The sequence below is a fragment of the Pseudonocardia sp. GCM10023141 genome, from assembly GCF_042653605.1.
Genome location: NZ_JBHSIR010000068.1, coordinates 136,112 through 149,172 on the forward strand (window position 1 = coordinate 136,112; position 13,061 = coordinate 149,172).

Below are 13,061 nucleotides of genomic sequence, written 5' to 3' on the forward strand. Positions count from 1 at the left end.
CACATGCAGGTGGAGATCTGGTCCGATGTCGTGTGCCCGTGGTGCGCGATCGGCAAGCGACGGTTCGAGAAGGCGCTGGCGCAGTTCGCGCACCGCGACGACGTGCAGGTGCGCTACCGCAGCTTCGAGCTCGACCCGGACGCCCCGCAGGAGCGCACCGAGGACCTCGGCGAGCACCTCGCGGCCAAGTACGGCATCACCACCGAGCGGGCCGAGCAGATGCACGCCCAGATGACGCAGACCGCCGCGGCCGACGGCTGGGACTTCCACTTCGAGCACGCGAAGAGCGGCAACACCTTCGACGCGCACCGGCTGCTGCACCTGGCCGCCGAGCGCGGCGTGCAGGACGCGGTGAAGGAGCGCCTGTTCAGCGCCTACCTCGTGGAGGGTGAGCGCATCGGCGACCCCGAGACGCTGGTGCGCATCGGCGCGGAGGCCGGCCTGGACGCCGACGAGGCACGCTCGGTGCTCGCCGGGCTGCGCTACGGCGACGAGGTGCGCGCCGACGAGCACCAGGCCAGGGCGTACGGCATCAGCGGCGTCCCGTTCTACGTGATCGACCAGAAGTACGGCGTGTCCGGGGCCCAGCCGCCGGAGGCGCTGCTGGAGGTGCTCACCACGGCCTGGGCCGACGCCCACCCGGTGTCGGTGCTCACCCCCGCGGGCGCCGACGGCGACGCGTGCGCCGACGGGAGCTGCGCGGTCTGACGGGCACGCCGCGAACCACGGCAGGAGCGTCGGCAACGCGCGGAGTGCCACCTCGCCGTGCCCGGCACCCGGGATCGGCAGTCGCGTCACGGCGGTGCCGATGGCGCACTCGTGGTCGGCGAACTGCCAGTTCAGAGCGGGTTTGACCAGGGTGTCGGCGTCGCCATGCGCCACCAGCAGCGGCACCGGGAGGCGCACGGCGCCAGGGTGTTCTGCTGCAGCAGCGTCGCCCACGGGCACGTCGCGGTACACGGCGTCGAACGCGTCGAACGCGTAGGCCCCGGCGGTCCAGCACGCGGGAGGGACACCTGCCGCGGCAGGCCGCCTGCAGACCATGCCGACTTCGCACACCGTCACCAGTCCTCGCACACGATCCAACCCGTGCGAAGACGGGAAACGGTGTGCGAGGTCGCTGGTGGCCGGGAGTGACCGGCCACACCGGGGTTCAGGAGGCGTCGTAGTCCACTCCGACGAGCGCGGCCAGCCACCCGACGTCACCCTCGGCGTCCGCCGCGACGACCCCGGCGAGCAGCCACACGAGCGAGGGCAGGAAGTCGTCACCGAGCGCATCGCGGTACTGCAGGATCTCGGTGGCGCCCTCCTCGCTCTGCAGCACCGGCGCGGTGTAGCGCGCCCGGGCCCGGTACCGCTTGCCCAGCGCCTCCTCGACCCAGCCCAGCGCGCGCTCGACGCGATCCGGCTCGTCGTCGAGCTTCGCCCTGGCCACACTCAGCCAGCGGATGAGGATGAGCGTGACCATCAGCCGGGTGGTGCGCCCGTCGCCCTCGGGCTCGGCGGCCCGGCCGATCGCCAGCGTGGCGCTCACCCGCTCCCGGCCCGGCTCCGGCGAGCGCTGCGCGAGCGTCTCCGCCACGGCCGAGATGAGGCGGTCGGCCAGCTGCGCCGCCATCTCCTCGACGTTGTGCTGATCGCTTCTCGTGGCCATCCCGCGAGGATAGGCGGCACCCGCTAGGAGCAGACGGCCCCCTGCGCCGCCGAGCCGACGAGCTTGCGGTACTTGCCCAGCACCCCGGTGCGCAGCGCCGGCTCCCTGGGCTCCCAGCCCTCGCGGCGTCGCTCCAGCTCTGCGGCGTCGACGAGCACGTCGAGCGTCCGGGCGTCCATGTCCAGCCGGATCCGGTCGCCGTCGCGCACGAACGCGATGGGCCCGCCGTCCACGGCCTCGGGTGCGACGTGCCCGACGCACAGCCCGGTGGTGGCGCCGGAGAACCGGCCGTCGGTGAGCAGCAGCACGTCCTTGCCGAGACCCGCGCCCTTGATCGCCCCGGTGACGGCGAGCATCTCGCGCATGCCCGGGCCGCCCTTGGGGCCCTCGTAGCGGATCACCACGACGTCCCCGGCCTGCAGCGTGCCGTCGGACACGGCGTCCATCGCGCCCTGCTCGCCGTCGAAGACCCGGGCGGTGCCCTCGAACGTGGCCGAGTCGAAGCCGGCGCTCTTGACGACCGCGCCGTCGGGAGCGAGCGAGCCGCGCAGGATCGTGAGCCCGCCGGTGGGGTGGATCGGGTTGTCCAGTGCGCGCAGGATCTCCCCGTCCAGGTGCGGCGGGTCGATCGCGGCGAGGTTCTCCGCCACCGTCAGCCCGGTGACGGTGAGCGCGTCACCGTGCAGCAGCCCGGCGTCGAGCAGCGCCTTCATGACGACGGGCACGCCGCCGACCTTGTCGACGGTCGACATGACGTGCGCCCCGAACGGCTTGACGTCGGCCAGGTGCGGCACGCGGTCGCCGATCCGGTTGAAGTCGTCGAGCTCCAGCGGCACCCCCGCCTCCCACGCGATGGCGAGCAGGTGCAGCACCGCGTTCGTCGAGCCGCCGAACGCCATGACCACCGCGATCGCGTTCTCGAACGCCTCGCGGGTGAGGATCTGCCGGGCCGTGATGCCCCGGCGGATCATGCCGATCACGGCCTCGCCGGACGCGCGGGCGATGCCGTCGCGGCGCCGGTCGACGGCGGGCGGGCTGGCCGACCCGGGCATCGCCATGCCGAGCGCCTCGGCCGCGCTGGCCATCGTGTTGGCGGTGTACATGCCGCCGCAGGCACCCTCACCGGGGCAGATGGCGCGCTCGATGGCGTCGACCTCCTCGCGGGTGATCAGCCCGCGCGCACACGCGCCGACGGCCTCGAACGCGTCGGCGATCGTGACCTCCTTCTCCCCCACGTAGCCGGGCAGGATCGAGCCCGCGTAGAGGAACACCGCGGCCAGGTCCAGCCGGGCCGCCGCCATCAGCATGCCGGGCAGGCTCTTGTCGCAGCCGGCGAGCAGCACCGTGCCGTCGAGCCGCTCGGCCTGCACCACCGTCTCGACGGAGTCGGCGATGATCTCGCGGCTGACCAGCGAGTAGTGCATGCCGACGTGGCCCATCGAGATGCCGTCCGACACCGAGATGGTGCCGAACTCCATCGGGAACCCGCCCGCGCGGTGCACCCCCTCCTTCGCCGCGAGACCGAGCCGCTGCAGCGAGAGGTTGCAGGGCGTGATCTCGTTCCAGCTCGACGCGATGCCGATCTGCGGCTTGTGGAAGTCCTCGTCGCGCATGCCGACGGCCCGGAGCATGCCGCGCGCGGCGGTGCGCTCCAGCCCGTCGGTGACGTCGCGGGAACGGGGCTTGAGGTCGTGCTCGGTGTCGCTCATGGAGCTCCTGTCGTGGTGTTGGGTCCACCCTCTCGCGCCGCGACGCCGCGGCGGAGCAGCAACACGACCACACCCGAGAGCACCATGAACCCGGCGACGACGAACATGCCGGCCTTGTTGTTGCCCGTGAGGTCCTGCAGCCAGCCGGTGACGTACGGACCGACGAAGCCGCTGAGGTTGCCGAAGCTGTTGATCAGGGCGATGCCACCGGCCGCGGCGACGCCGGTGAGGAACGTGCTGGGCAGTTGCCAGATCACCGGGATGGCGGCGAACACCCCGCAGGCGCAGACCGTGACGGCCGCGATGATGAGGAACGGGGAGTTCAGGAACAGCGCCACGGCCACCCCGACCGCCCCCACGAACGCCGGGATCGCGACGTGCAGCCGCCGCTCCCCCGTCCGGTCGGAGTGACGCGCGTTGAGCACCATCACGATCGACGCCACGACGTAGGGCGCCGCGGTGATCAGCCCGATGTCGAACAGCGAGAACGTCACGCCGAACTGCCTCTGCAGGTCCGAGATCACCTGCGGCAGGAAGAACGCGAGCACGTAGAGGCCGAACACCACGCCGAAGTAGACGATCGACAGCGCGACGACGCGGCGGTCGGCCAGCGCGGCACGCAGCGTCGGCTCCTTCGCCACCTGGGCGCTGTCCTCGGCCGCGATGCGCTCCTCCAGCGCCACCGCGGCGTCCCGGGCGAGCCAGCGCGCCTTCGTGGGCCGGTCGGGCAGCAGGAACAGCACCAGCACGCCGACGAGCAGCGCCGGGATGCCCTCGACGAAGAACATGAACCGCCAGCCCGCCGCGAAGCCGAGCAGGCCGTCGCCGTTCTGGATCAGCAGCGTGGAGATCGGTGCGCCGAACACCGTGGACAGCGGCACGGCCAGGAAGAACAGCGCGACGACCTTGGCCCGCTGCGCCCGGGGGAACCAGTAGGTCAGGTACAGGATGATGCCGGGGAAGAAGCCCGCCTCGGCCACGCCGAGCACGAACCGCACGATGTAGAAGCTGATCTCCCCGGCGACGAACGCCGTGGCCGACGCCACGATCCCCCAGGTGATCATGATGCGGGCGATCCAGATGCGGGCTCCGACCTTGTGCAGGATGACGTTGCTCGGGACCTCGAAGACGAAGTAGCCGATGAAGAACAGCCCGGCGCCCAGGCCGTACGCGGCAGCCGACAGGCCGAGGTCCGGGTTCATCTTCAGCGACGCGAACCCGACGTTGACCCGGTCCACGTAGTTGAGCAGGTAGCACAACCCCAGTAGCGGGATCAGCCGCCACATCCCGCTCCGGACGGCACCTCTGACGAGTCGGTCCTCGGTCTCTGCAGCCATGGCTCCCCCTCGAGCGCTCAAGGTCCACTTCCTAGCCGCTCAGCGGGCGCGGAACAAGGGGGGCGTCCGCTGTGGCAACCTCGGGTCATGGATGACAGCCGCGCGCTGGTGCCGATGCCGTCGAACCGGGTGCGGTTCCCGGGGATCAGCCCGCGCGCCTACGAGCACCCGGCCGACCGCGGCGCGCTGGCGGCGCTGCGAGCCGTGCCCGGTGGCGCGTCGGTCCTCAAGACGGTGGCCGGGATGTGGAGCGAGCGGGCCGAGCGGCTCGACGCGCTGGCGTCGTCGATCCGGGTCGGGCCCAAGCAGTATCCGACGTTGCACCGGCTGCGCGATGACTGCGTCGAGACGCTGGACCTGCCCACGGCGCCCGACATGTTCGTGTCGCGCCACCCGGTCGCCAACGCCTACACGATCGGCATCGAGCGGCCGTTCATCGTGCTGACGACCGGGCTCGTCGAGGCGCTCGACACCGAGGGGCTGCGCTTCGCGATCGGCCACGAGGTGGGCCATGTCCTGTCCGAGCACGCCGCGATGCGCACGCTGCTGATCCGGCTGCTGACGCTGCAGTCGTCGGTGAGCTGGGTGCCGATCGGGGCGCTCGGGCTGCGCGCGGTGGTGGCCGCGCTGATGGAGTGGTTCCGCAAGGCCGAGCTGACGAGCGACCGCGCCGGGCTGCTGTGCAGCCAGGACCCGGCGGCCGTGCTGCGCGCGCAGCTGTACATGGCGGGCGGCACCAGCACCGACGAGATCGACATCCCGACGTTCCTGCAGCAGGCGCGGGAGTACGAGGAGGTCGACGACGTGCGCGACAGCCTGCTCAAGATCATGAGCTCCGAGGGGATGAGCCACCCGTTCGCGGTGGTGCGCGCGGCGCAGCTGCAGCGGTGGGCGGCGTCGTCGGAGTACCGGGCGATCCTGGCGGGCGACTACCCGCGCCGCGGTGCCGAGGCGCCGACCTCCACGCTGCTCGACGACGTGCGGTCGGCGGCGCGGTCCTACCGCGACACGGTGGCCGGCTCGGCCGACCCCCTGGCGAAGGTCCTCAGCGAGGTGGGTTCGGCGGTGTCCGGTGCGGCCGGGAAGGTGTGGGGGAAGCTCAGCGGGGAGGCGAAGGACTGACGCCGGCTCCGCCGGTTGCAGCCCGCCACCGAGCCAACTGCAGAGACCAGGAAGGCCACCTTGCCGCAAGAATCTTGCGGCAAGGTGGCCTTCCTGCAATGCGTTACCGAGGGGACGGTCAGTCCCGGCGGCTCCGAGCGGGTGCCGCAGCGACCAGCCCGCGGTCGCGGCGCACGTTGGCGCGGCGGCCCTTCAGCGTGGTGGTGCCGCGCAGGCTGCGCAGCACGTCATCGGCGACGTGCTCGGGGATCTCCACCAGCGCGTGGCGCTCGTGGATCTGGATGGCGCCGATGTCGCGGCCGGTGAGGTTGGACTCGTTGGCCAGCGCACCCACGATGTCCTGGGGACGCACACCGCTCGCGCGGCCGGCGTTGACGAACAGCCGGACGCTGCCGGCCTTCGGCGGCCGGATGCCTGCGGCGCCGCCACGGCCGCGGCTCTCGCCCCGGCCCTCGCTGCTGCGGCCCTCGCGGTCGCGGAACGACCCCGTGGCACGACCCGCGGCGACGACGGGGATGTCCTCGCTGTCATCGGGCGCACCCGCGGCCTCCTGCATGAGCCGGATGGCAGCGGCCGCGACGTCGACGGCGCCGAAGTCGGTGGCGAGCTCCACGAGCATGTCGCGGACCCCGTCCGCGACGGTCTCACCGGCGAGCTGCTCGGCCTCGAGCGTCTCGCGCAGCGCGACGGCCGTGCGCTGCAGGCGCGCTGCCCGCAGGTCGGCGGCCGTGGGCACCGGCGCGAACGCGATGGACTGCCCGGTGAGCCGCTCGACGGCACGCAGGGCGTGCACCTTCGACGGCGGCACCAGCGTGATGGCCACACCCTCGCGCCCGGCCCGGCCGACACGACCGATGCGGTGGACGTAGGCCTCCGACGACTGCGGGACGTCGTGGTTGACCACGTGCGTCAGCAGGTCGATGTCCAGGCCGCGGGCCGCGACGTCGGTGGCGACGAGCAGCTCGGTGCGCCCGCTGCGCAGCCGCTCGACCACGCGCGTGCGGTGTTCCTGGTCCATGCCGCCGTGCAGCGCCTCGGCGCGCAGGCCGCGGCCGGTGAGCGTCTCGGTGACGGCGTCGACGTCGAGGCGGGTGCGGCAGAAGACGATGGCGGCCTTGGGCCGCTCGGCCTCCAGCACGCGACCCAGCGCGGCGGTGGTGTGGGTGCGGGGCACGATGTAGGCGGTCTGGCGGACCTTGGGGGCCTCGCCGTCGGGCACGGCCTCGCGGCGGATGCGGATCGTGACCGGCTCACGCAGGTACTTCTGCGCCAGCAGCTCGATGCGCCGCGGCATGGTGGCGCTGAACAGCACCGCCTGGCGGGTGTCGGGCGTGGCGTCGAGCAGCGTCTCGATGTCCTCGACGAAGCCCATGTCGAGCATCTCGTCGGCCTCGTCGAGCACGACGGTCTCGAGCTCGGTCATCCGCAGCGCGCCGCGGTTCATCAGGTCGATGGCGCGGCCCGGGGTGGCCACGACGACGTCGACGCCCTGGTACAGCGACTTGAGCTGCGGACCGACGGGCGCGCCGCCGTAGACGGTGAGCACGCGGGCGTTGACGCCGCGGCCGTAGCGGGTGACCGCCTCCGACACCTGGAGCGCGAGCTCGCGGGTGGGGGCGAGTACCAGCGCGAACGGTGCGTCGCCGCGGTTGCGCGTGGTGCGCTGCTCCGCGAGGCGCTGCAGGATCGGCAGTGCGAAAGCCGCGGTCTTGCCGGTGCCCGTGGCGGCCTGCCCGAGCAGGTCGCGGCCGTCGACCAGCGGGCCGATGGACTCCGCCTGGATCGGGCTGGGGTGGGTGTAGCCGAGCTCCTCCACCACGGCGAGCAGCTCGGCACGCAGCGGGAGGTCGGCGAAGGTGATCTGGTCGGTGGTCAGGTCGAGGTCGTTCGAGGTCCCGGACGGGAGCGTCACAGTCAGTCTTTCGTCGCAGCAAGCGAGAGCACGGATGCGTGCTCCCACGGCGAGCCCGCGGGCCCTCTGCACGAAATCTGCCTGGCCGGTGCGGTCTCTGGTGACGGTTCAACGCATCACCCGACTCATATACTCCCAGGTGACGGTGCTCACGTGCACACCGGGGATCATATTGAGACGGCCGGCACACCGGGCTCCCCCCGTTCACCTGCACCGATCATGCTGATCCGGTGACCTCCGCACCTCCCCCGGCGAACCTGCGCGACGTGGGCGGCCTGCGCTCCGACGATGGGCGCACCGTCCGCAGCGGCGTGCTCTACCGCAGCGAGCTCCCGCACTACGCCGGGCAGCCCGACCTGTTGCCGGTGTGGCCGCCTGCTGCCGTCATCGACCTCCGGCTGCCCTTCGAGCGGCACAGCCGCCACCCGCTGGCCGGCGCGGACACGGTGGTGCACACGGCGATCGTCGGCATCCCGGCCGCGGCTCCGGGCACGAGCCGGGCGACGGACCCCGACCTCACCTGGATCCTCCTGCACCTGCTCCCGTCGGTCGGCGACGAGATCGCCCGGATCGTGCGGATCGTCGCCGACGCACCCGGCCCGGTGCTGGTGCACTGCACGGTCGGCAAGGACCGCACGGGCATCGTCGTCGCGCTGCTGCTGCGCGCGGCCGGGGTGCGCCACGACGACGTGCTCGCCGACTACCTGCGCACCGGCGACGACCTGCCGCGGCTGTGGAACACGCTCCGCACGGCGGGTGTCGGGCCACCGCACAACCCCGGCATGGCCGGCGTGCAGCGCGAGGCGATCGAGGCGGTGCTGGCCGAGGTCGAGGGCGCACCCGGCGGGCTCGCTGGATGGCTGGCGAGCCGCGGGGTGTCCACCGCGGACCTGCGCCGGCTCACCGACCGGCTGGTGGCGTGACCCACGGCTCGCCCATTGCAGGAAGGCAATCCGATCTGGGGCTCGGCGCCGTGCGCTCAGCAGTCGTCTTCGTCGAACCCGTACTCCACGCGCACGGCGGCGGCGTCGACGTCGCGGCCCAGCGCGGCGAGGGCGCGGACCAGCCGCCAAGCCGCCAGGTAGCGGTCGTCGGCGTCGCGGGGCAAGCCCGCGATGGCTGCGCGCAGCATCGGCTCGGCGTCCTCGGGACGGTCCAGGTCGAGCAGGATGTCGGTGTAGAGCAGCTCCGACTCCACGGCCTCGCCGAACGCCTCGATCGACCGCAGGATCCCTGGCACCTCGACGATGCGCAGCAGCGCCTCCACCGGCCGGTCCATGTCGAGCAGCGACCGCGCGGCCTCGTGGCCGAGGTAGGCCACCTCCCAGCGCGCTGCGGGTTCGGCGGCGACGTCCGGGGGCAGCGCGTCGGCCACGCGATCGGCGTCGGCGATGGTGGCCAGCACCGACTCCGGCTCGTCGGCCCACCGCCACGCCACGACGGCCCGGCGCAGCGCGCGCAGCTCGTCGACGCGCAGATCGGCCCGCTGGAAGGCCGCCGCGGCCATCGTGAACCGCAGCGCACCGGCCGCGTCGTCGTTGCGGTGGTAGAGCAGCTCACCGGCGGTCTCGTGGGCGCGCGCGAGCCGCACCAGATCGCCCGTGACGGCGACCGCGGCCACCACCTCGTCGAGCTGGCCGAGCGCGGCGTCGATCTCGTCGAGGTTGCGGTAGACCTCCGACAGCAGCAGGCGACAGCGCAGCACGTCGGCATCCGCGCCGTGGCGCTGCAGCAGCGGCAGCGCCTCCTCCCCTGCCTCCGCGGCGGCCAGCCAGCGGTGGGCGCCCCGGTAGGCCTCGGCGAGGTCGAGTCGCAAGTGGGCGCCCTGTGCGGTGCGTCCCTGCTCGGCGCACAGCGCCACGGCCTCGACGTAGTGGGTGACGGCGTCGCCGAACGTGCCGGCCGCGGCCGCCTCCCTGGCCTGCTCGACGCGGGCCCGCACCGCGTCGACACCGGGGTGATCATCGGGGTGTGAGCGGGCGCCTGCAGCCGTCGCGACCGCCGATCCGATCGGAACCGGCGCCACCACCCGGCGCTGGACGGTGGCCGAGAGCGGCAGGTGCTCGACCAGCGGTTCGGCCGCGAGCACGCCGGCCACCACCGCGCTGCGATGTGCCGTGCCGTTGCGCGCGTCGAACCGGGCCGCGAGGCCCGTGGCCATGGCGGCCAGCTCCGCGGCGAGCTCGGCGACACCGACCTCGGCGACGGCGCGCTCCCCGAAGGCCGGCCTGCGCACCCTCAGCTCGCTGTGCGCGGCGGCGAGGCGGCGCAGGACGAGCGCTCCCGCCGCGGCGAACTCCATCGCGGCGTCGGGGGTGGGGGCCCGGTCGAGCCAGTGCAGGTGCCGCTCGAGGATCTCCAGTCCGCGCACCTCGTTGCCGGTGCGCGCGCAGAACGCGATGTGCTCGGCGATGTCGGCGAGGTCGGCCAGGTTGACGCGCAGCCGCCGGTAGGCCCGCCGGTGCGCCTCGGCCGCCTGCTCGAGGCGGCCGGTGCGGACGTAGGGCACGAGCAGCGCCGTGAGCACACCCTGCGGCTGCTCGGAGCAGCCCAGCTGCCCGGCGAGCACGGGCTCGGCCAGCGCTACGGCCTCCTCGTCGCGCCCCTGCTCGGCGAGGTAGGCCACCTGCGTGGACGGATCGCACCCCGCACAGTCGGACAGGTCGTCGCGCGGAGCGGTGACCCAGCGGCGGTACCAGTGCTCGGCAGCCGCGGTGTCGCCGACGCAGCGCGCGACCATGTGGCGGGACTTGTGCACCGCCGCCAGGCTGTGACCGGCCTCCCGGAAGCGGCGCTCCATGTCGTCGAGAACCGTGCAGGTGCGATCGAGCGGCACGTCGGGGAACGACACCAGCGACCCGATCATCGTCTTGAAGTGCCACATCAGCGAATGTGTGTAGTGCTCGTGGTAGGCCGACGGTGAGCGGTCGAAGTCGGCAAGGCACCACGAGAACGTGACGAACGACTTGCCGCGCTCCCCACCCCACACGTAGGCGACCGTGCCGAGCATGCGGGCCGCGAACCGCAGGTGCGCGTCGCCGGTGGCGTCGGCCCGCCGGATGATCTGCTCGGCCGCCGCGATCTGCCCGGCACCGTAGGGCATGGCGTGGGCCTCGCCCATGGCGCGCCAGAGCTCGTCGGCGCCGCTCCCGTCCCGGTGCCCGGTCACGCGTCGGCCTGCCCCGGGACGGCCCGGCCGAGCAGGCCGAGGAACGAGTTGTTGAGCAGGGCGGCGTCGGCCGGGCGCAACGGATGGTGCCCGTGCAGCAGCGCCTGCCCGTAGAGCGCCTCGACGGCGAGGGTCTCCAGCTCGACGTCGGCGAGCGTGGTGATGCGGCGCACCAGCGGGTTGCGGTGGTTGAGCACCAGTTGCGGGCGTTCCGGTGGTCCGGACGCGGCGAGGGACCCGAGCACGTCGGCCCAGACGTCGTCGACCTGCTCGCCGGTGGTGGCCAGCGCCTCGGCGAACAGCGTCTCGCGGCTGACCAGGTACAGCGCGGGCAGCGACACCGGGTCGTAGGCCCGCAGCACCACCTCGCACCCCAGCCGGTCGAGCACCCGCTGCGCCTGCAGGAGGAACGGCCGCAGCGCCAGCTCGATGCCGGGGTCGACGGAGTCGAACCGCGTGGTCAGGTCGCTGGGCTCGAGCCGCTCGATGAGCACACCCGCGTCGAGGCCGGGCAGGCGCTCGATGAGCTCGGTGTCGTAGGTGTAGCCGCCGTTGATCACCGGCAGGCTCTGCGCGGCCGCGACGCCCGCGAGCTGGCGGAACTCGTCGCTGCTCGTGACGTAGCGCAGCACGCCGTGGCGCTCGCGGAACTCGGCGAGCGTCATGCGCCCGGTGTTGGTCTCCATCGGCCACCACTGCTCGACGAGGCGCAGCATCTCGTCGTCGTGCAGCGCGAGCGCCTGCACGCCCAGGTGGTGGACGCGCAGGAAGTCGGTCAGCCCGGTGTGATCACCCTCGGCCAGCCGCATGAGCCAGCCGCGCAGCTGGTCGCCCAGCGCCTCGCGGGTGGCGGCGAGCAGGTCGTCGGCGTAGAGCGCCTCCCGGCTCGCGGTGGGGCGCAGCTCGGTGGTGTCGACGACACACCGCGCGAAGAACGCCCACTCGGGCAGCAGCCCGTCCACGCCCTCGGCCAGCAGCATCCGCTTGAGGTAGACACGGTGCCCTGGCCGCGACGCCGGGTTGACCGGCGCCGGCAGCACGAACGCGGCGCCGGTGAGCCCCGCCTCCGGCACCGACAGCTCGATGACGTCGAACGGGATGAACCCCAGGTGCTCGCGGGCATAGGCGATCAGGCCCGCGCGCCGGGCCGCCGGGCTCTCCCCGGCCGCGGGCGACCACGGCGGCGGCCCGGACGTGGTGCGCTCGCCCGCCACCGTGACGTCGACGGGCAGCAGCCCGCCGTAGAGGCGGGCGAGCTCGGTGACCGGGCCCGTGCCCAGCCAGTGCTCGGCGCCGGGCCGGGGCACCAGCGTGACGGTGGTGCCGGGCTCGGACCGCTGCTGCGCCGCCGATGTGACGGTGTAGCGGCCGTCGGCGAACCCGGTCCACGACACGGTGGGCCCGTCGCCGTGGCGGGTGTGCACCCGGATCTCGTCGGCCACCAGGAAGCACGAGAGCAACCCGATGCCGAACTGCCCCAGGAACTCGCTGCGGGCGAAGCCCAGCTCGTCGCGCTTGGAGCTGCGACCGATCGTGGCGAGCAGCTCGTGGACCTGCGCCTCGGTGAGCCCGATGCCCGTGTCGTGCACCCGCAGCGTGCCGTCGCCGGTGACCTCGCTGGGCTCGATGTGCACCGCATCGGGTCGCGCCGCATCCGGTTCGGCGGCCCGCCGCGCCGTGATCGCATCGGCGGCGTTCTGCAGCAGCTCGCGCACGTACACCCGCGGGCTGCCGTACAGATGGTGGCTGAGCAGATCCACCACGCCACGTAGATCGACCTGGAAAGTGCGGTTCACCGGCTGTCCGTCCCCCCGACGAAGCGTCCCCCGAGACGGTAACGACCCGGGAAGACGATCAGTCGGGCGGGTGGCGCGTCGACGCTCAGTGCGCGCGGGGACTCAGTGCGCGCGGGCGAACCGCGTCAGCGTCTGGCGCACGTCGCGCAGGTCGTCACCGATCCGACGCCGAGCACCTGAGTGACCTGTGCGGCTGTCCGTGCCGTAGCGCGGCGCCGCAGCGGCCACGACCAGCAGCACCACCAGGATGATCCATCCGACCATGACCCCTCCTCTTTCCGTTGTTGTGTCCACTCACAGTGGACGTAAGGGACAACACGCCACATGAGGCATTCACGTCCCTCGAACGCCCGAAGGAGACC

10 protein-coding genes are annotated in these 13,061 nt (G+C 72.9%); 3 read left to right on the top strand and 7 right to left on the bottom strand.

Going from position 1 to position 13,061, the window contains the following annotated elements; all coding sequences use genetic code 11:
- The first annotated feature begins 3 nt into the window (after positions 1-3).
- Positions 4-708 (top strand): DsbA family oxidoreductase, encoded by a 705-nt coding sequence (locus ACFPFQ_RS40010; protein WP_379628467.1) that lies wholly within the window; start codon positions 4-6, stop codon positions 706-708.
- A gap of 445 nt (positions 709-1,153) precedes the next feature.
- Here the strand turns inward: ACFPFQ_RS40010 and ACFPFQ_RS40015 are convergent, their stop codons facing one another.
- From ACFPFQ_RS40015 to ACFPFQ_RS40025, 3 genes are read right to left on the bottom strand one after another with little or no spacing between them, the layout of a single operon-like run.
- Positions 1,154-1,654, bottom strand: a complete 501-nt coding sequence (locus tag ACFPFQ_RS40015; protein ID WP_379628468.1) for a hypothetical protein — start codon at positions 1,652-1,654, stop codon at positions 1,154-1,156.
- Positions 1,655-1,677: 23 nt separating this feature from the next.
- A complete protein-coding gene (gene ilvD / locus ACFPFQ_RS40020) occupies positions 1,678-3,363 on the bottom strand; it encodes a dihydroxy-acid dehydratase (protein ID WP_379628469.1) in 1,686 nt (561 codons plus the stop codon).
- Complete coding sequence (locus tag ACFPFQ_RS40025) at positions 3,360-4,700, bottom strand: MFS transporter (protein WP_379628470.1); 1,341 nt, start codon at positions 4,698-4,700, stop codon at positions 3,360-3,362. Before ACFPFQ_RS40025 ends, ilvD begins: the two co-directional genes overlap by 4 nt.
- 87 nt (positions 4,701-4,787) lie before the next feature.
- Between ACFPFQ_RS40025 and ACFPFQ_RS40030 the strand changes: the two genes are divergently transcribed.
- Entirely contained in the window at positions 4,788-5,822 is a 1,035-nt protein-coding gene (locus ACFPFQ_RS40030) for a M48 family metallopeptidase (protein WP_379628471.1), read from the top strand.
- 118 nt (positions 5,823-5,940) lie between these two features.
- Here the strand turns inward: ACFPFQ_RS40030 and ACFPFQ_RS40035 are convergent, their stop codons facing one another.
- Positions 5,941-7,734 carry a DEAD/DEAH box helicase gene (locus tag ACFPFQ_RS40035; RefSeq protein WP_379628472.1) on the bottom strand — a complete coding sequence of 598 codons (1,794 nt, stop codon included), beginning with the start codon at positions 7,732-7,734 and terminating at the stop codon, positions 5,941-5,943.
- A 230-nt stretch (positions 7,735-7,964) separates the two neighbouring features.
- On the opposite strand from ACFPFQ_RS40035, the gene ACFPFQ_RS40040 reads away from it, so the two are divergent.
- Positions 7,965-8,657 carry a tyrosine-protein phosphatase gene (locus ACFPFQ_RS40040; protein WP_379628473.1) on the top strand — a complete coding sequence of 231 codons (693 nt, stop codon included), beginning with the start codon at positions 7,965-7,967 and terminating at the stop codon, positions 8,655-8,657.
- Positions 8,658-8,713: 56 nt separating this feature from the next.
- Here the strand turns inward: ACFPFQ_RS40040 and ACFPFQ_RS40045 are convergent, their stop codons facing one another.
- The 3 genes from ACFPFQ_RS40045 to ACFPFQ_RS40055 all read right to left on the bottom strand — a co-directional run bounded on the left by ACFPFQ_RS40045 (position 8,714) and on the right by ACFPFQ_RS40055 (position 12,963).
- Positions 8,714-10,903: a hypothetical protein gene (locus tag ACFPFQ_RS40045; protein WP_379628474.1), complete on the bottom strand. Its 2,190-nt coding sequence runs from the start codon at positions 10,901-10,903 to the stop codon at positions 8,714-8,716.
- A complete protein-coding gene (locus ACFPFQ_RS40050; RefSeq protein WP_379628475.1) occupies positions 10,900-12,699 on the bottom strand; it encodes an HSP90 family protein in 1,800 nt (599 codons plus the stop codon). The genes ACFPFQ_RS40045 and ACFPFQ_RS40050 overlap by 4 nt, the downstream gene beginning before the upstream one ends.
- Before the next feature lie 102 nt (positions 12,700-12,801).
- Entirely contained in the window at positions 12,802-12,963 is a 162-nt protein-coding gene (locus ACFPFQ_RS40055) for a hypothetical protein (RefSeq protein WP_379628476.1), read from the bottom strand.
- Positions 12,964-13,061 lie beyond the last annotated feature (98 nt).